Origin of the sequence: Streptomyces sp. NPDC004542, assembly GCF_040610035.1 — a bacterium.
Classification (GTDB): Bacteria; Actinomycetota; Actinomycetes; order Streptomycetales; family Streptomycetaceae; genus Streptomyces.
Genome location: NZ_JBEXLP010000080.1, coordinates 13,587 through 32,224 on the forward strand (window position 1 = coordinate 13,587; position 18,638 = coordinate 32,224).

An 18,638-nucleotide genomic window follows, 5' to 3' on the forward strand; every position below is an offset into this window, starting at 1 on the left:
GCCTCGCCCATATGACTAGTCAGACCATCGACTCGACGGGGCCGGGGGACAACGCACCGGCAGCCCCGTCGGACCCGAGCCCGGCCGGCGGGCTGCGCGGTCACCCGTGGTTCACCCTGATCACCGTGGCCGTGGGCGTCATGATGGTGGCCCTCGACGGCACCATCGTGGCGATCGCCAACCCGGCCATCCAGAAGGACCTCGGCGCCACCTTCGCGCAGGTCCAGTGGATCACCAACGGTTACTTCCTCGCGCTCGCGGTGTCCCTGATCACCGCGGGCAAGCTCGGCGACCGGTTCGGCCACCGGCAGACCTTCCTCGTCGGCGTCGTCGGCTTCGCAGCGGCCTCGGGCGCCATCGGCCTGTCCGGCAGTATCGCCGCGGTCGTCACCTTCCGCGTGTTCCAGGGCCTGTTCGGCGCGCTGCTGATGCCGGCCGCCCTCGGCCTGCTGCGGGCCACCTTCCCGGCCGACAAGCTCAACATGGCGATCGGCATCTGGGGCATGGTCATCGGCGCCTCCACCGCGGGCGGCCCGATCCTCGGCGGTGTCCTGGTCGAGCACGTCAACTGGCAGTCGGTGTTCTTCATCAACGTGCCGGTCGGTCTGATCGCCCTCACCCTCGGTCTGCTGATCCTGCTGGACCACCGGGCGGAGAACGCGCCCCGCTCCTTCGACGTCTTCGGCATCGCCCTGCTCTCCGGCGCGATGTTCTGCCTGGTCTGGGCGCTCATCAAGGCTCCCGCCTGGGGCTGGGGCGACGGCAGGACAGGGGCCTTCATCGCCGGTTCCGTCCTGCTCTTCGCGGTGTTCTCCTTCTGGGAGACCAAGGTGAGGGAGCCGCTGATCCCGCTGGGCCTGTTCCGCTCGGTGCCGCTGTCGGCGGGCGTGGTGCTGATGGTGCTGATGGCCATCGCGTTCATGGGCGGCCTGTTCTTCGTCACGTTCTACCTCCAGAACGTGCACGGGATGAGCCCGATCGACGCCGGTCTCCACCTGCTCCCGCTCACCGGGATGATGATCGTCGGCTCCCCGCTGGCCGGCGCCATGATCACCAAGCTGGGCCCGCGCGTCCCGCTCGCCGGCGGCATGGTGGCCACCGCGATCGCCATGTACGGCATGTCCACGCTGCGGACGGACACCGGCAGCGCCGTCATGTCCCTCTGGTTCGCCCTGCTGGGCCTCGGCCTCGCGCCCGTCATGGTCGGCGCCACGGAGGTCATCGTCGGCAACGCCCCGATGGAGCTCTCCGGCGTGGCCGGCGGTCTCCAGCAGGCCGCGATGCAGATCGGCGGCAGCCTCGGCACGGCCGTGCTGGGCGCCGTGATGGCCTCCAAGGTCGACAGCGACCTGCCGGGCAACTGGACCGGCGCGGGGCTGCCCCGGCTCACCCCCGCCCAGCTGGACCAGGCCTCCGAGGCGGTCCAGGTCGGGGTGGCGCCGGTGGCCGAGGGCACGCCGCAGCCGCTGGTCGAGAAGATCACCGCCGTCGCGCACGACACCTTCATCTCCGGCATGAGCCTGGCGTCCCTGGTCGCGGCGGGCGTGGCCGCGGCGGCCGTGCTGGTCGCCCTGCTCACCAAGCGCGGCACGAACGCGGAGGCGGGCGCGGGGGTGGGCCACATCTAGGGGGTGTCTGACAGTTCCCGTCTGCCGCGTGACGCCCGGCACGCTCCCCCAGCGGGGGTGCCCCCACTCGCCGCACCGGGCATACACCCGGGCACCGGGCACACACCCGGGTACATCCCGTACGTGGGTGCAGGCCCGGCGCTCCCCCAGCCTTCGGCCGGGGGCCCCGGAGCACGCACCTGACGCCGCGCGGCCGCCCTCCGGGCGACGACGGGAATCGTCAGACAGGCCCCCAGGGCCCTGACGGCCTCACCGCCCTTCCGGGCGGAGTTCCCCTGTCAGGGTGACTCCGCTCAAGATTCCTCGCCCCGGCACGCGCCGCAGGTGACAGTGGGTCAAGTCCTCCGCAGGGCATGGGAGGACACCCGGGCCGCGGCGCGCTGCTGGAGGGGGGCGGCGCGCAGGTCTGTGGACGCGGAACCGGGGTACCCGCACTTCCGAACCCGAATGGTCCACGACAGTCGAGGAGTTGATGATGGCGGGCTTCGGGCACGGAACACGCGGGTACCCCCGTTCACGCGGCCGGATGGGGCAGCGGAGCAGGCCGGACCGCGCCACGCTCGGGATCATCGGCTGCATCTGCGCGATCGCCGGTTTCTTCGTCCTGGGCATCATCCTGGGCCCGGTCGCAGTCGTCTGCGGCTGGCTCTCCATGGGCCGTCAGTGGTCCTCCGACCGCAACATCCCGGCCCTGGTGGCCGTTGTCCTGGGTGCCATCGACACTCTGCTGGCCCTCGTCTGGCTGGCCGGGCCGGCGACGATGGGCAACGGGTTCTTCTGAGGCGGCAGGGGTGGACGCGGCGGAACCCCGGCGGTGCCGGGGGCCGCGCGATCCACCCCCGCGCCATCCCCTCGGCCCGCCCGGCCCGGCCTCGGCCCGCCCGGCCGCTCGGCGCGGCTGCTCCTCACCGCTCCCGCGAGGCCGGCGTCGCGACCTCCGCCCTCAACACCCGGATCTCCTCGGTCGGATGGGCGATGACCTCCGTCTGCCGCCGCTCCTGGAGCCTCGCCCCGACCGCGATCGTGCGGCCAGGCGCGAGGCAGCCTCTGCCGCGGATCGCCAGGTCCGTTTCTTGGTGCTGCGTTCAGGTGTGCACCTGATCTTTCGACTCTTCCTCTTGTATGGCTAATATCAAGCCACCCACCGTTACTGTCTGGCGCATTCTCGTCACAAGTGCGGCCGAGCAGTGTTGAGGAGAGTGTCCTGCGCGTGAGCGGATTGAGCAGGGTCGGACGGCGCCGAACGGACAGCGCGCGGGCCGGCCGCCGACGAACGGATCCGGCGGACAAGCAGCCCTGGGCGGCCGGCGGACGCCGTCTGCCCCTGCGCACGGTGCTGCTGGTGCTGCTGCTCGTGCCGAGCGTGGCGCTGGTCGCCCTGTGGGGCCTGGCCACGTATCAACTGGGCGACCAGTACCGGAAACAGGCGGCCCAGCAGGACCTGAGCCTGGCCGTGGGCCCGGCCAACGCGGCACTGGTGGGCGCCCTGGACCGAGAGCGCCGGCTGACCGAGGAGGCGCTGGCCTCGCCCCGGGCGTCCCGTGCGGCCCTGACCAAGCAGCGCGCGGTCACCGACCGGGCGGTGCGCGGGGTACGGTCGCTGACCGCGCTGGACACCAGCTACGGCCAGCAGGGCCTGGCCGACGCGCTCGCCCGGACGGTGCGGGTGACCGGCGGGCTCGCCGAGAAGCGCCGCGCGGTCGACGCCGGCACCGTCACCGAGGACCAGGCGTTCGCCTACTACACCGATGCCGTCGACACCACCATCGACGTCTTCGCCACGCTGTCCCGCGGCGTCAACGGCGAGGTGAACACGCTGTCGCAGGTCCTGTACGACCTGGCCGGCGTTCTGCAGATGATCAACCGCGAGGACTCGGTGCTGGCCCGCGGCTGGGCGTCGGGCCGGCTGTCGGCCGAGGAGTACGACCTGCTCACCGACGCCATCGGCACCCAGGAGTACCTGCTGGAGTCCCGCGTGGTGCCGAACCTCGCCCCGGCGGAGAGGAAGGCGTACGCCGCGATCACCTCGAGCAAGGCGTGGAAGACGCGGATCGCGCTGGAGGGGCGGCTGCAGACCGCCGACGGCGGGGCGCTGCCGCGGGCCCGCTCCGAGTGGCGGACGGCGACGGACGGCTCGGTGCACCAACTGGAGCGGTTCCTCGGCGTGCACAAGCAGGTCGCCGACGCCGCCGGTGCCGCCGAGGTGCGGCGGCTGCAGACCTACCTGTACGCCTCCGCGGCCCTGGGCCTGCTCGGCGTCGGCCTCGTCGTGCTGGTGACCTGGCGGCTCACCCGGATGCTGCGCCGGCGGATCACGGCCGTGCGCGACCAGGCGCAGGACCTGGGGCAGCGGCTGCCGCACGTGGTCGCCCGGCTCGAACGGGGCGAGGACGTCGACGTGGACGCCGAGGTGCCGGAGTTCGTGCCGGCGGGGGACGAACTCGGCGAGGTGAGCCGGGCGCTGAACCTGGCCAGCCGCAGTGCGGTGGACACCGCGGTGCGCCAGGCGGAACAGCACCGTGGCTTCGAGCGGCTGCTCCAGCGCATCGCGCGCCGCACCCAGCTGCTGATCGGCCTTCAGCTGAAGAAGCTGGACGAGCTGGAGCGCAAGCACGAGAACCCGGAGGTGCTGGAGGGCCTGTTCGACCTGGACCACCTCACCGCCCGGCTGCGGCGCTACGAGGAGAACCTGGTGATCCTCGGCGGCGGCCAGCCGCGGCGCCGCTGGCGCAGACCGGTGCCCCTGCTGGACGTCCTGCGCGCGGCGCAGGGCGAGGTCCAGGACTACCGGCGCATCGCGATCGACGTCGAAGGCCGGCCGTGGATCTCCGAGCGGGCGGTGGGACCGCTGATCCACATCCTGGCCGAGCTGATGGAGAACGCGACCGCGTTCTCCAAGCCGCCGGCTCCGGTGGAGATCAAGGCGGCCCCGGTCAGCCGGGGCGTCGCGGTGGAGATCGAGGACCGCGGACTGGGCATGGAGGCCGAGCAGTACGAGGCCGTCAACGCGCTGATGCAGTCGCCTCCGCAGCTGGACGTGATGACCCGCGCCGACGACGCGCGCCTCGGCCTGTACGTGGTGGCCCGCCTGTCGGCGAGCCTGGGCCTGCAGGTGGAACTGCGGCCGTCGGCGTTCGGCGGCACCCGCGTCATCGTCCTCGTCCCCCAGGACCTCGTGGCCGAGCGGCCCCGGTCGGTGCCCGACGAGGCCGGCGGCCTGCCGCGGCACGACGCCGGTGTCCCCGTCCCCCTGCCGCGCCGGCCCGTCGACTCCGCTGCCGCGGACGGCCACCAGGGCCCGGACGGCCACCCCCTCCCGGACGGCCCGGACGACCTGCCGACACGGTCGCGAGGACAGGCGATGGCCGACGTCACCGCGGAGCCGGCCCCGACGGCCCCGCCGGACCCGCTGAGGGGTCCCGCCTCGCTGCCCCGCCGGACCCGCCAGGCCAGCCTGGTGCCGGAACTGCGGGCGCCGTCCCCCGAGGCCGCCGTGGCTCCCTCCACCGCGCCGGCCCGTTCCGGCGCGACCATCGGCGCCTTCCAGCGGCAGTCGCGCAAGAACCGCGCCCTCGGCGCACCGCTGTCCGCGCCCAGCACCGACCAGCCCGAACCGCCCACGACGGAAGACCGAGGATGACTCAGCGAACCATCGCCACCGACGCAGATCTGGACTGGCTCCTGGACGGACTGGTCGACCAGGTGGCGGGCACCCGGCACGCCATCGTGCTGTCCGACGACGGCCTGGTGATCAGCCGCTCGAAAACCATCGAGCGCTCCGACGCCGAGCGCCTGGCCGCGGTCGCCACCGGTCAGCAGAGCCTGGCCCGCGGGGTCGGACAGCTCTTCCACGGAGGCCCGGTCCACCAGGTCATCGTCGAGATGGCCGACCTGTGGCTCTTCGTCACCTCCGCCGGCCGCGGCACCCACCTGGCCGTGATCGCCTCCCAGGAGGTCGACGCCGAGGTGATGGCGGTCGCCATGCACACCCTGGTCCAGCAGGTGGGCCAGAAGCTGGGCACCGACGTACGCGCCCCGGGGGCCGGCCCGTCACCGGCCGCCGGTCCCGGGGCCGACCTATGAGGCACTGGACGGAGGACCTGGACGACGACGCCGACGAACCGCTGGTCCGCCCGTACACCATCACCGGCGGCCGCACCACCGCCGGCCGTGACGACCTGACCCTGATCACTCTCATCTCGGCCCTGCCCCCGTCCGGCACGGAGTCCACGGCCGACAGGTACGCGCTGCAGCCGGAACACCGCACCGTCCTGCGGCTGTGCGCCCGCGGGCCCGTCGCGGTGGCCGAGATCGCCGCCGAGCTGGACCTGCCGGTATCGGTGACCAAGATCCTGATCGGGGACCTGGTCGACGCCGGCCGCGTACGGGCCCGGCCACCCCTGTCCTTCGCGCAGAACGGCGCACTCCCCGACATGACACTCCTGGAGGCGGTGAGAAATGGGCTCCGCGGGCTCTGATCCGGCAGACACGGCCCAGGCCGTGAAGATCCTGGTCGCCGGTGGCTTCGGGGTGGGCAAGACCACCCTGGTCGGCGCGGTCAGCGAGGTCGCCCCCCTGCACACCGAGGAATACCTGACCCGCGCCAGCGTGGGCGTGGACGACCTCCTCGGCGTCGACGCCAAGACCACCACCACCGTGGCCCTGGACTTCGGGCGCATCACCGTCAGCGACCAGCTCGTGGTCTATCTCTTCGGCACCCCCGGTCAGGAACGCTTCTGGTTCATGTGGAACGACCTGGTGCACGGCGCCCTGGGAGCCGTGGTCCTGGCCGACACCCGGCGCCTGGAGGTCAGCTTCGCCTCCATTGACTTTTTTGAGAGCCGGGGCATCCCGTTCGTCGTCGCGGTCAACTGCTTCCACAACGTCCGCGACCGCACGCTCGAGGAGGTCCGCACCGCCCTGGACCTGGATCCCCAGGTCCCCCTGGTGATGTGTGACGCGCGCGAGCGGGCCGAAGGCCGGGACGTGCTGCTGGCCCTGATCGAACACCTCATGGCCCGCCACGCCGCACCCGAACCGGCCGTGTGATCCCTGCCCGTGCCGCCTCCCACCGGGGCGTCGTGGTCCCGGTTCCCCGTCCGTGACGGGCGGGGAACCGGAGGCGGCCGGCACCCGGCCGTGACGCCCGCGCGGCGGAGCGGAGCGGACCGGGCGAGCCGGTGGCCCGGCCGGTGGCGTCCACCCGTCAGGGAGCGGTGTCCGGTGCGGTGAGCGGCCGTCCCGGGCCCGTGACGGGTCGAACGCCGCCCGCCTGCGCCTGGTGGCGCCCTTGCTCCTCGGCGGCCCGCTCCCGCGAGGCCAGCGCCGCCACCTCGGCCCGCAGCAGGCGGACCTCCTCCGCCAGGGACTCGATCGCCTCCGTCTGTCGCCGCTCCTCCAGGTCGTCCTTGGCGAACTGCCCGATGAACCAGGCCGCGATGTTCGCGGTGACGACACCGAGCAGGGCGATCCCCGACAGCATCAGCCCGACCGCGATCATGCGGCCGAGCCCGGTCGTCGGCGCGTGATCCCCGTACCCCACGGTCGTCATCGTGGTGAACGACCACCACACCGCGTCACCCAGTGTCCGGATGTTCCCCCGCGGTGACTCCCGCTCCACGGACAGCACCGCGAGCGAGCCGAACATCAGCAGCCCCACCACCGCACCGGCGACATACGTCGTCAGCCGGATCTGCGAGGCCATCCGCGCCCGCCGCCCCACCAGCAGCAGCGTCGCCACCATCCGGAGCAGCCGGAGCGGCTGCAGCAGCGGCAGCACCACCGCGCCCAGGTCTATCCAGTGCGTCCGCACGAACACCCCGCGGTGCCGGGTGAGGGCGAGCCGCATCAGGTAGTCGGTGGCGAACGCCCCCCACACCACCCACTCCGTCACCGTGCACAGGAACGTCACGCGCCGGTCGGCGGAGCTGTCCACGATCGGCACGGCGTAGGCGACGGCGAACGCCACCGCGAGCGCCAGCAGCGGCCGTTGGGTGCGCCGTTCCCAACGGGCCTGCGCCGATTGTTCGTTCATGCGCCAATCGTAAAGAACAGGTAAGGGCGGCGGAGGCCGGGCTCCGCCGCCCGTCACCCGTTCAAGCCGCCGGCGACTACGCGTCGCCCCCGGCCGCGCCGGGGTCCGCCGCCGCCACGTCGAGCAGCCGGTACCGGTCGATGGCCTGCTTGAGCACGGACCGGTCGACCTTGCCCTCGCGCGCCAGCTCGGTCAGCACCGCCACCACGATCGACTGCGCGTCGATGTGGAAGAACCGCCGGGCCGCGCCCCGCGTGTCGGCGAAGCCGAAGCCGTCCGCGCCCAGCGACTGGTACGTGCCCGGCACCCACCGCGCGATCTGGTCCGGAACCGAGCGCATCCAGTCGGACACGGCCACGAACGGGCCCTCGGAGCCGGACAGCTTCCGCGTCACGTACGGCACCCGCTGCTCCTCCTCCGGGTGCAGCAGGTTGTGCTCCTCCACGGCCACGGCCTCGCGGCGCAGCTCGTTCCAGGAGGTCGCCGACCACACGTCGGCCCTGACGTCCCACTCCTCGCCGAGGATCCGCTGGGCCTCGAGCGCCCACGGCACCGCCACGCCCGACGCCATGATCTGCGCCGGCGCGGAGCCCGAGGTCCCCTCGCTGATCCGGTGGATGCCCTTGAGGATGCCCTCGACGTCCACGCCGGCCGGCTCGGCCGGGTGCTGGATGGGCTCGTTGTAGACGGTCAGGTAGTAGAAGACGTCCTCGCCCTGCGGGTGCTCGGGCGTCCCGCCGTACATCCGGCGCAGGCCGTCCTGCACGATGTGCGCGATCTCGTACGAGTACGCCGGGTCGTAGGCGACGCACGCGGGGTTCGTCGAGGCCAGCAGCTGCGAGTGGCCGTCCGCGTGCTGCAGACCCTCACCGGTCAGGGTCGTACGCCCCGCGGTCGCGCCCAGGACGAAGCCGCGCGCCAGCTGGTCGGCCATCTGCCAGAACTGGTCACCGGTGCGCTGGAAACCGAACATCGAGTAGAAGACGTACACCGGGATCAGCGGCTCGCCGTGCGTGGCGTAGGCCGAGCCCGCCGCGATCAGCGAGGCGGTGCAGCCCGCCTCCGAGATGCCGTCGTGCAGCATCTGGCCGGTCGGCGACTCCTTGTAGGCCAGGAGCAGCTCCCGGTCCACCGACTCGTACTGCTGGCCGAGCGGGTTGTAGATCTTCGCGCTCGGGAAGAAGGAGTCCATGCCGAACGTGCGGTACTCGTCCGGCGCGATCAGCACGAACCGCTTGCCGATCTCCTTGTCCCGCATGAGGTCCTTCAGGAGCCGGACGAAGGCCATGGTCGTCGCGATGGACTGCTGGCCCGAGCCCTTCTTCACGCTCGCGTACGCCTTGTCGCCCGGCAGCGGCAGCGGCTTCGAGCGCACCACACGGGTCGGGACGTAGCCGCCGCAGCCCTTGCGGCGGTCGTGCATGTACTGGATCTCCTCGGAGTTCCGCCCCGGGTGGTAGTACGGCGGCGCGCCGGACTCCAGCTCCTTGTCGGAGATCGGCAGGTGCAGCCGGTCGCGGAAGCGCTTGAGGTCGTCGACCGTCAGCTTCTTCATCTGGTGCGTGGCGTTGCGGCCCTCGAAGTTCGGGCCCAGCGTCCAGCCCTTGACCGTCTTGGCCAGGATGACCGTCGGCTGGCCCTTGTGCTCCTTGGCCGCCTTGAACGCCGCGTAGATCTTCCGGTGGTCGTGACCGCCGCGGCCCAGGTGCAGGATCTGGTGGTCGGTCATGTTCTCGACCATCGCGCGCAGCCGGTGGTCGTCGCCGAAGAAGTGCTCGCGGATGTACGCCCCGGTCTCGGTGGCGTACGTCTGGAACTGGCCGTCCGGCGTCGTGTTCATCTTGTTGACCAGCACGCCGTCCCGGTCCTGCGCGAGCAGCGGGTCCCAGGAGCGGTCCCAGATCAGCTTGATCACGTTCCAGCCGGCGCCCCGGAAGACCGACTCCAGCTCCTGGATGATCTTGCCGTTGCCGCGCACCGGCCCGTCGAGGCGCTGGAGGTTGCAGTTCACGACGAAGGTCAGGTTGTCCAGGCCCTCACGGGCGGCGATGGACAGCTGGCCGAGCGACTCCGGCTCGTCCATCTCGCCGTCGCCGAGGAACGCCCACACGTGCGACGCGGAGGTGTCCGCGATGCCGCGCGCCTGCATGTAGCGGTTCATCCGCGCCTGGTAGATCGCGCCGAGCGGGCCGAGGCCCATGGAGACCGTGGGGAACTCCCAGAAGTCCGGCATGGAGCGCGGGTGCGGGTAGCTGGACAGGCCGTCGGGGTACTTCGACTTCTCCTGGCGGAAGCCGTCCAGCTGGGCCTCGGAGAGCCGGTCGAGCAGGTACGCGCGGGCGTAGATGCCCGGGGAGGCGTGGCCCTGGAAGAAGACCTGGTCGCCGCCGTCGCCCTCGTCCTTGCCGCGGAAGAAGTGGTTGAAGCCCACGTCGTACAGGGAGGCGGAGGAGGCGAAGGTGGCGATGTGGCCGCCGACGCCGATGCCGGGTCGCTGCGCGCGCGATACCATCACGGCCGCGTTCCAGCGGGTCGCGTTGAGGATCCTGCGCTCGATCTCCTCGTTGCCGGGGAAGAACGGCTCGCTCTTGGTGGGGATGGTGTTGACGTAGTCCGTGCTGCGCATCTCGGGCACGGCCACGCGCTTCTCGCGGGCCCGCTCGATCAGGCGCAGCATGAGGTAGCGGGCCCGTTCCCGGCCTCGCTCGTCGACGGCGGCGTCCAGGGAGTCGAGCCACTCCTGGGTCTCTTCGGGATCGAAGTCAGGAACCTGACTCGGAAGGCCGCCAATGATGATCGGGTTGCGATCGGATCCGGAAGCCACGCTGTTCCTTACCTGTCAGAGGGCCACTTTGTGTTGCTCATGCCTACACCGTTCCCCATCGTGTACCTCGGGAAGGCGTACGTCATCTCTACCGTGAGGTAACCGAGGCGTCCGTACGGTCCCCCTCCAGTGGCTCTCGGGCAGGCCCGGCAAAACGCAACGATACGCCCGGGGGGTGACGGGATTTGGCAAAGTTGTTCGAGGGGCGTCACCATGGATGATTCTGAATGATTTCAAACCGCGCAAAGCGGGCACAACGGTGTGGTACAGGTCGGGCGGGCTCGCGGTACGGTGCCGTAAGTTGCGGCGACACGGCCCGGATCGTCACCGTTTCGGCGGTCCGGACGGCCGGGTACTTGCGCGATCCGTCCCGCCCGTGTGGACTACGGCCAATGCTTCGCGCACGCGCGTGGCTGAGACATTCACCAAGACATGATCAGGAGGCAACCCGTGAGCGCGACCGCGGACCACGCGGAGGAGCGGACGAGCCCTGCCGTCAGGCTGGGGTTCCAGCCCGAGCAGGTGGTCCAGGAGATCGGCTACGACGACGACGTCGACCAGGAGCTCCGCGAGTCCATCGAGGAAGTCATCGGCAGCGAGCTGATGGACGAGGACTACGACGACGTGGCCGATGCCGTCGTGCTGTGGTTCCGCGACGATGACGGCGACCTGACGGATGCGCTGGTGGACGCCACCACGTACATCGAGGAAGGCGGAGCAATCCTGCTCCTCACGCCGAAGACCGGCCGTGCGGGGTACGTGGAGCCGAGCGACATCTCGGAAGCCGCGGCCACCGCCGGGCTGACGGCGTCCAAGAGCGTCAGCGTGGGCAAGGACTGGAGCGGCTCGCGCCTGGCGACGCCCAAGGCCGCCAAGTCCAAGAGGTAGGCCGCCTCGTCCCGGACATCCGGACAGTGGACGGGCCGAGCCCCGCTCGGCCCGTCCGCCGCCCCGGGGTGATCGCTGCGTAGGGTGGTCCCACCCGAACAGCCCCACCGAAGGGAAGCAGGACGATGGCGATCCAGGTCGGCGACAAGGCCCCCGACTTCGAGCTGAAGGACAACCACGGCAGGACCGTGAAGCTGTCCGACTTCCACGGCGCGAAGAACGTGGTGCTGCTCTTCTACCCGTTCGCCTTCACCGGCGTGTGCACCGGTGAGCTGTGCGAGGTGCGCGACAACCTGCCGCGGTTCGACGACCGCGACACCCAGGTGCTCGCCGTCTCCAACGACTCCATCCACTCCCTGCGCGTCTTCGCCGAGCAGGAGGGCCTGGAATACCCGCTGCTGAGCGACTTCTGGCCGCACGGCGAGGTCTCCCGCGCCTACGGCGTCTTCGCCGAGGACAAGGGCTGCGCCGTCCGCGGCACCTTCGTCATCGACAAGGAGGGCGTGGTCCGCTGGACGGTCGTCAACGCGCTCCCGGACGCCCGCGACCTGAGCGAGTACGTCAAGGCGCTCGACGCCCTGTGATTCTTCGCCGTCTGGGACTGCGGGGCGCGGGAACCCGTCACTAGGATCGAGTCGTTGATCCGGTATCCGACGCACGACGGGGCTCCCCGCCCCGGGACACCACATGGAGGATTCGTGGGAGTCAGCCTCAGCAAGGGCGGCAACGTATCACTGACGAAGGAGGCCCCGGGCCTGACCGCCGTCATCGTCGGTCTGGGATGGGACGCCCGCAGCACGACCGGCACCGACTTCGACCTCGACGCCAGCGCGCTGCTGCTGAACAACTCGGGCAAGGTCGGCAGCGACCAGAACTTCGTCTTCTTCAACAACCTCAAGAGCCCGGACGGCTCGGTCGAGCACACCGGTGACAACCTCACCGGTGAGGGCGAGGGCGACGACGAGCAGATCAAGGTCAACCTCGCCGGCGTCCCGGCCGACGTCGAGAAGATCGTCTTCCCGGTGTCGATCTACGACGCCGAGAACCGCCAGCAGTCCTTCGGCCAGGTGCGCAACGCGTTCATCCGCGTGGTGAACCAGGCCGGCGGACAGGAGATCGCCCGGTACGACCTGAGCGAGGACGCCTCCACCGAGACGGCGATGGTCTTCGGTGAGCTGTACCGGCACGGCGCGGAATGGAAGTTCCGTGCCATCGGCCAGGGCTACGCCTCGGGCCTGCGCGGGATCGCCCAGGACTTCGGCGTCAACGTCTGAGGCACCCCGGTCCCGTCGTCCGGCGCCGCACCGTTTACGGTCGGCGCCGGACGCGCAGGACAACCGAAGCAGCACCATCCAGGGGAGGACCATTCATGGGCGTCACGCTCGCCAAGGGAGGCAACGTCTCCCTCTCCAAGGCCGCACCGAACCTCACCAACGTCCTGATCGGACTCGGCTGGGACGCCCGCTCCACCACCGGCGCCCCCTTCGACCTGGACGCCAGCGCGCTGCTGTGCGCCGGCGGGAGGGTGCTCGGCGACGAGTGGTTCGTCTTCTACAACCAGCTCACCAGCCCGGACGGCTCGGTCGAGCACACCGGTGACAACCTCACCGGTGAGGGCGAGGGCGACGACGAGTCGATCCTGGTCGACCTGGAGAAGGTGCCGGCCGGCTGCGACAAGATCGTCTTCCCCGTCTCCATCCACCTGGCGGACGAGCGCGGCCAGACCTTCGGCCAGGTCTCCAACGCCTTCATCCGGGTCGTCAACCAGGCCGACGGCCAGGAACTGGCCCGCTACGACCTCAGCGAGGACGCCTCCACCGAGACGGCCATGATCTTCGGCGAGCTCTACCGCTACGGCGGCGAATGGAAGTTCCGGGCGGTGGGTCAGGGGTATGCGTCGGGACTGCGGGGCATCGCCCTGGACTTCGGAGTCAACGTCTCCTAGCCCGCCGCCCGCCGAGGCCGAAACGCCCCTCCTGGCCGGGTTCGAGTGCCACACCCTACACTTCGGGGTCAATAGTGAGTAAAGCCGAGTACGGCCCGGTGCGGACCCGTACCGACACGATGGGGTAAGCAGTGCTTCTCAAAACCTTCGGCTGGTCGTTCGCGGTCACCGCGCTCGGCCTGGTCGCGGCGATCTTCTACGGGGGGTGGGAAGCCTTCGGCATCGTGGCGATCCTCGCCATCCTGGAGATCTCGCTGTCCTTCGACAACGCGGTGGTCAACGCCGGGATCCTGAAGAAGATGAACGCCTTCTGGCAGAAGATCTTCCTCACGATCGGCGTTCTCATCGCGGTCTTCGGCATGCGGCTGGTCTTCCCGGTCGTGATCGTCGCCATCAGCGCCAAGATGGGGCCGGTCGAGGCCGTCGACCTCGCGCTGAACAACAAGGACCACTACCAGCAGCTCGTCACCGACGCGCACCCGGCGATCGCGGCCTTCGGCGGCATGTTCCTGCTGATGATCTTCCTCGACTTCATCTTCGAGGACCGGGACATCCAGTGGCTGCGCTGGATCGAGCGCCCCCTGGCCAAGCTCGGCAAGGTCGACATGCTGTCGGTCTGCATCGCGCTGATCGTCCTGCTGATCACCTCCTTCACCTTCGCCGCCCACGCCCACCAGCACGGCGGCGCGCACGTCGACAAGGCACAGACGGTGCTGATCGCCGGTATCGCCGGCCTGATCACCTACATGATCGTCGGCGGTCTCTCCGGCTACTTCGAGGACAAGCTCGAGGAAGAGGAGGAGCGCGAGCACGAGGAGGAGGAAGAGGCCGCCCGCACCGGCAGGAAGCGGTCCGCGGTCGTACTGGCCGGACAGGCCGCCTTCTTCATGTTCCTCTACCTCGAGGTCCTCGACGCGTCCTTCTCCTTCGACGGCGTGATCGGCGCGTTCGCCATCACCAACGACATCGTCCTGATGGCGCTGGGGCTGGGCATCGGCGCGATGTACGTGCGGTCGCTCACCGTCTACCTGGTCCGCCAGGGCACCCTGGACGACTACGTCTACCTGGAGCACGGCGCGCACTACGCGATCGGCGCGCTGGCCGTGATCCTCATGGTCACCATCCAGTACGAGATCAACGAGGTCATCACCGGCCTCGTCGGCGTCGTCCTGATCGCCTGGTCCTTCTGGTCCTCCGTCCGCCGCAACCGCGCACTGGCGGCCGCGGAGGGCGAGGCGGACGCGAAGACCGAGGTCTCCTCCGGAGTGTGACAGCGCTCCGGCTGAGGAACGCTCTGAGCGGGGCGGCCGTCGACGGCGGCCGCCCCCTTCGCTGGTGACCCGAATACCTGGGGGCGGGAATGGGCTTCTTCGACGGGCTGCTGGGCGCGCGCGGATACGACTTCGACTCGGGCAACGCCGCCAGCAACGCCATCGAGCTCACCAAGCGGCACCACCAGGTGTCGCTCACGAAGCAGGGCGCGGCCACCGGGCACCTGCGGATCAACCTGACCTGGCGGATGCGGACGTCCGACTTCGGCGACAGTCCGCGCGGGGGCCTGTTCCGGCACCCCTTCCAGGCACTCAAGCCGCCGGAGGTCCTCGGGCACGGGCAGAGCATGGTCAACGTCGACCTCGACCTGGGCTGCCTGTACGAGCTCACGGACGGTACGAAGGGCGTGGTGCAGCCCCTCGGCGGCTACCTCGGGGACGTCAACGGGCCGCCGTACGTCAAGCTCAGCGGCGACGACCGGTTCGGTTCGGCGTCCGGCGAGACGATCTACGTCAACCTCGACCACCGGGACGACATCAAGCGGCTGCTGGTCTTCGTCTACATCTACGACCAGACGCCGGCGTTCGACCGTACGCACGCGATCGTCACCCTGTACCCGAGCAACGGCCCGCGCATCGAGATAGGCCTGGACGAGCGGCACCAGCAGGCCCGCTCCTGCGCCGTCGTGCTGATCGAGAACGTCAAGGGCGAGCTGGTGGTCCGGCGCGAGGTGAAGTTCGTGTACGGCTTCCAGGCGGAGCTCGACCGGCTGTACGGGTGGGGGCTGCAGTGGGGGCGCGGCTACAAGACCAAGGCGGAGAAATGAGGGCGGGCAGCCCCCGGCCTCAGGCTCAGCGCACGAACTGCGGTCCCTGCGGCGGCAGCCGGAAGTCCGGGTCCGGGAAGGCCGCCGCCGCGGGCGGGTAGCCGTACGCGGGCGGGCTCGCGGGGCTCGTCGGGCTCGTCGGCTGGGGGTATCCGTAGGCGGACTGCGTGGTCGCGGGCGGCTGCTGCGGATAGCCGTACGTCGGCTGCGGCGGGACCGCGGTCGTCGGCTGCTCCGGGGGCAGCGGCTGGGCCGGGAGGAGCTCCTCCTCCTCCGCCGCGTCCGACTCGTCGACCGAGATGCCGAAGTCGGTCGCCAGGCCCTTGAGGCCGTTGGAGTAGCCCTCACCCAGCGCACGGAACTTCCAGCTCTCGCCACGCCGGTACAGCTCCCCGCAGATCAGCGCGGTCTCGGCGCCGGTCTCGGGCTTGATGTCGAAATGCGCCAGCGGCTCCCCGTCCGGGACCGCCGCGTCGTACAGCAGGATGCGCAGGGCCTGTACGTGGTCGAAGGGGACGCCGTCCGCCGAAGCGACCAGGAGAATCCGGCTGACACCGGGCTCGACACCGGCCAGATCCGTCTGGATCGTGTCGGTGAGGCCCTCGGTGACGCGTTTCTTGCCGAGCCGCCACACCTTCCCGGAGGGGTGCCGGGGCTGGTTGTAGAACACGAAGTCCTCGTCGGAGCGCACCCGGCCGTCGAGGCCGAGGAGCAGCGCCGAGGCGTCGACGTCCGGGACCCCCTGCCCGGGCGCCCAGCGCAGCACGGCGCGCACCGTCGTGGCTTCGAGCGGGACGTTCGACCCCTTCAGCATGGCGTGCGTCATGCGGTCATCCTGCCCTCTCGGTCCTGGTCACGACAATGCGGGGTCCGGCTGCGGAAACCACGGCGGCAGACCTGTCGTTACGTGAAATTCATGGCCCGGGGGAACCCGGGACATGGAGATCTACGTACTATTACCGGCCACCTGTTTAAGAATCCACAGGCTCACTCTGTGCCACGGGGGAGTTCCATGCGTCATTTCGGGCACATCGCCCCTGAGGTACGGCAGCGCCTCTTCCACCGGGAGCCGTGCGAGTTCACCGCCGACTCCCCGGCCCGGCTGCTGTCCGCGGCCCTCGGCGCCACGCTGTACAGCCCGGCCACCCGGCCGCGGCTCGCCGACGACATCGTCAAGCAGGCCGGCAACGGCGTGGTCTCGATGGTGCTGTGCCTGGAGGACTCGATCGACGACGCGGACGTCGTGGAGGGCGAGGAGAACCTCGTACGCCAGTTCGCCGAGCTGGCCGCGCGGGACGGTGCCGAGCCGCCCCTGCTCTTCATCCGGGTCCGGGCGCCCGAGCAGATCCCCGACCTGGTCCGCCGTCTCGGCCCCGCCGTCCGGCTGCTGTCCGGGTTCGTCGTGCCCAAGTTCACCGAGGAGCGGGGCATCCTCTTCCTGGAGGCGCTGGCCACGGCCGAGGCGGAGAGCGGGCGGCGGCTGTTCGCCATGCCGGTCCTGGAGTCGCCCGAGCTGCTCTACCGGGAGTCCCGGGTCGAGGCCCTGGAGGGAATCCTCCGGGCGGTCGACAAGTACCGCGACCGGGTGCTCGCCCTGCGCCTCGGCGTGACCGACTTCTGCTCCTCCTACGGGCTGCGCCGGGCGCCCGACATGACCGCGTACGACGTGCAGATCGTCGCCTCCGTGATCGCCGACGTGGTGAACATGCTGGGGCGGGCCGACGGCACCGGGTTCACGGTGACCGGGCCGGTGTGGGAGTACTTCCGGGTGTCCGAGCGCATGTTCAAGCCGATGCTGCGGCAGAGCCCCTTCCTGGAGGGGCAGGCCGTGGAACTGCGCGAGCGGCTCATCGAGCACGCGATGGACGGGCTGCTGCGGGAGATCTCCCTGGACCAGGCCAACGGGCTGCTCGGCAAGACCTGTATCCACCCCTCCCACGTACTCCCCGTGCACGCGCTGTCCGTGGTCAGTCACGAGGAGTTCAGCGACGCGGCGGACATCCTGCGGCCGGAACGCGGCGGTGGGGGTGTACTCAGGTCGGCCTACACGAACAAGATGAACGAGGTGAAGCCGCACCGCGCCTGGGCCGAGCGGACCCTGCTGCGCGCCGAGGTGTTCGGCGTCGCCAACGAGGACGTCGGCTTCGTGGAGCTGCTCGCCGCCGGGATACCCGGCTGACCGAACCGGGCGGACACCTCCGGTTCCCGAACACAAGGGACGCATGAACAAGGCAGTCAACGACGGGGTCTGGTCCGGCACCTGGGTCGCCGAGCGGCTCGGGGTCGAACTCCGGGGCGACGACGCGCTGACGGGCCTGCTGGGGCTCGCCCTGCGCCGCAACCCCAAGCGGGCCCACCTGCTCGTCTCCAACGTGCTGGGCAAGCACGTACCGCAGTCACCGTCGGTGGTCCACGGCCACGGGGTCGCCCTCGGCCGCCGGGTCCGTGAGCTGCTCGGCGAGGAGGAGGCGGCCAGGGCGGTCGTCCTCGGCTACGCGGAGACCGCCACCGGCCTCGGCCACTCGGTCGCCGACGGCCTGGGCCTCGCCCCGTACCTGCACTCCACCCGCCGCCCGGTGGCCGGCCTCGTGCCCGCGGGCGGCTTCGAGGAGTCCCACTCGCACGCCACCTCCCACCTGCTGCTCCCCGCGGACCCGGCGCTGCTGGCGGGCGACGGCCCGCTGGTCCTCGTGGACGACGAGTTCTCCACCGGCAACACGGTGCTGAACACCATCCGCGACCTGCACGAGCGGCACCCGCGCGAGCGGTACGTCGTCGTGGCCCTCGTCGACATGCGCTCGCCCGAGGACATGGACCGCCTCACGGAGTTCGCCGGGCGCATCGGCACCCGCGTGGACCTGATCGCCACCGCTTCCGGCACGGTCCTCCTGCCGGAGGGGGTGCTGGCGAAGGGCCGGGAACTGGTCGCCCGCCACGAGCGCGCCGCGGCGCCTGCCGCGGCCGGGGCGGCTCGGGCGGGAGCGGCCGGTGGCCGGGTGGCCGGTGGTGTCGGGAGCGAGTGGCCGGTCGGTGAGCCGGACGGCGTCGTGTCCGCCGGCGGGGCAGCCGGGGCGGCGAGTCGTGGAAGCGCGATCGGATCGGCCGAGACCGTCGGCTCCGCAGCGCCTGCCGCGGCCGGGGCGGACGCGGGAGCGGCCGGGGAAGCCGTGCCGGAGGCGGCGGGGCGGGTCGTGCGGGTGCCGCTCCTTCCTGGTGTCGGG

17 protein-coding genes are annotated in these 18,638 nt (G+C 70.8%); 14 read left to right on the forward strand and 3 right to left on the reverse strand.

Annotated elements, in window-relative coordinates; translation table 11 throughout:
- The first annotated feature begins 11 nt into the window (after positions 1 to 11).
- From ABZX30_RS30340 to ABZX30_RS30365, 6 genes are all read left to right on the forward strand, one after another.
- A complete protein-coding gene (locus tag ABZX30_RS30340) occupies positions 12 to 1,628 on the forward strand; it encodes an MFS transporter (RefSeq protein WP_355939087.1) in 1,617 nt (538 codons plus the stop codon).
- A 475-nt stretch (positions 1,629 to 2,103) separates the two neighbouring features.
- A complete protein-coding gene (locus ABZX30_RS30345; protein WP_355939090.1) occupies positions 2,104 to 2,409 on the forward strand; it encodes a small hydrophobic protein in 306 nt (101 codons plus the stop codon).
- A gap of 429 nt (positions 2,410 to 2,838) precedes the next feature.
- Entirely contained in the window at positions 2,839 to 5,268 is a 2,430-nt protein-coding gene (locus tag ABZX30_RS30350; RefSeq protein ID WP_355939093.1) for a nitrate- and nitrite sensing domain-containing protein, read from the forward strand.
- On the forward strand, positions 5,265 to 5,711 hold the full coding sequence (locus tag ABZX30_RS30355; protein WP_355939096.1) for a roadblock/LC7 domain-containing protein: 447 nt from the start codon (positions 5,265 to 5,267) through the stop codon (positions 5,709 to 5,711). The genes ABZX30_RS30350 and ABZX30_RS30355 overlap by 4 nt, the downstream gene beginning before the upstream one ends.
- A complete protein-coding gene (locus tag ABZX30_RS30360) occupies positions 5,708 to 6,106 on the forward strand; it encodes a DUF742 domain-containing protein (RefSeq protein ID WP_355939099.1) in 399 nt (132 codons plus the stop codon). The genes ABZX30_RS30355 and ABZX30_RS30360 overlap by 4 nt, the downstream gene beginning before the upstream one ends.
- A complete protein-coding gene (locus tag ABZX30_RS30365) occupies positions 6,087 to 6,677 on the forward strand; it encodes an ATP/GTP-binding protein (protein ID WP_355939102.1) in 591 nt (196 codons plus the stop codon). The genes ABZX30_RS30360 and ABZX30_RS30365 overlap by 20 nt, the downstream gene beginning before the upstream one ends.
- Before the next feature lie 157 nt (positions 6,678 to 6,834).
- Here the strand turns inward: ABZX30_RS30365 and ABZX30_RS30370 are convergent, their stop codons facing one another.
- On the reverse strand, positions 6,835 to 7,662 hold the full coding sequence (locus tag ABZX30_RS30370; RefSeq protein ID WP_355939105.1) for a potassium channel family protein: 828 nt from the start codon (positions 7,660 to 7,662) through the stop codon (positions 6,835 to 6,837).
- Positions 7,663 to 7,738: 76 nt separating this feature from the next.
- A complete protein-coding gene (gene aceE / locus ABZX30_RS30375; protein WP_355939108.1) occupies positions 7,739 to 10,486 on the reverse strand; it encodes a pyruvate dehydrogenase (acetyl-transferring), homodimeric type in 2,748 nt (915 codons plus the stop codon).
- 450 nt (positions 10,487 to 10,936) lie between these two features.
- Between aceE and ABZX30_RS30380 the strand changes: the two genes are divergently transcribed.
- From ABZX30_RS30380 to ABZX30_RS30405, 6 genes are all read left to right on the forward strand, one after another.
- On the forward strand, positions 10,937 to 11,374 hold the full coding sequence (locus tag ABZX30_RS30380; protein ID WP_355939111.1) for a DUF3052 domain-containing protein: 438 nt from the start codon (positions 10,937 to 10,939) through the stop codon (positions 11,372 to 11,374).
- A 125-nt stretch (positions 11,375 to 11,499) separates the two neighbouring features.
- Positions 11,500 to 11,958: a peroxiredoxin gene (locus ABZX30_RS30385; RefSeq protein WP_355939114.1), complete on the forward strand. Its 459-nt coding sequence runs from the start codon at positions 11,500 to 11,502 to the stop codon at positions 11,956 to 11,958.
- A 114-nt stretch (positions 11,959 to 12,072) separates the two neighbouring features.
- The gene (locus tag ABZX30_RS30390; RefSeq protein ID WP_355939117.1) at positions 12,073 to 12,648 is read left to right on the forward strand and encodes a TerD family protein; all 576 of its coding nucleotides are present in this window, start codon (positions 12,073 to 12,075) and stop codon (positions 12,646 to 12,648) included.
- Positions 12,649 to 12,743: 95 nt separating this feature from the next.
- Positions 12,744 to 13,319: a TerD family protein gene (locus tag ABZX30_RS30395; RefSeq protein ID WP_355939120.1), complete on the forward strand. Its 576-nt coding sequence runs from the start codon at positions 12,744 to 12,746 to the stop codon at positions 13,317 to 13,319.
- 131 nt (positions 13,320 to 13,450) lie between these two features.
- A complete protein-coding gene (locus ABZX30_RS30400; RefSeq protein ID WP_355939123.1) occupies positions 13,451 to 14,590 on the forward strand; it encodes a DUF475 domain-containing protein in 1,140 nt (379 codons plus the stop codon).
- A gap of 89 nt (positions 14,591 to 14,679) precedes the next feature.
- Entirely contained in the window at positions 14,680 to 15,417 is a 738-nt protein-coding gene (locus ABZX30_RS30405; protein ID WP_355939126.1) for a Tellurium resistance, read from the forward strand.
- A gap of 25 nt (positions 15,418 to 15,442) precedes the next feature.
- Here ABZX30_RS30405 and ABZX30_RS30410 read toward each other — a convergent pair whose 3' ends face one another.
- Positions 15,443 to 16,243, reverse strand: a complete 801-nt coding sequence (locus ABZX30_RS30410; protein ID WP_355939129.1) for a TerD family protein — start codon at positions 16,241 to 16,243, stop codon at positions 15,443 to 15,445.
- A gap of 186 nt (positions 16,244 to 16,429) precedes the next feature.
- Here ABZX30_RS30410 and ABZX30_RS30415 point away from each other — a divergent pair, with 186 nt between their 5' ends.
- The gene (locus ABZX30_RS30415) at positions 16,430 to 17,596 is read left to right on the forward strand and encodes an HpcH/HpaI aldolase/citrate lyase family protein (RefSeq protein WP_355939132.1); all 1,167 of its coding nucleotides are present in this window, start codon (positions 16,430 to 16,432) and stop codon (positions 17,594 to 17,596) included.
- 43 nt (positions 17,597 to 17,639) lie between these two features.
- Positions 17,640 to 18,638: phosphoribosyltransferase domain-containing protein (locus tag ABZX30_RS30420; RefSeq protein WP_355939135.1), on the forward strand; the 999-nt coding region annotated here is incomplete at its 3' end.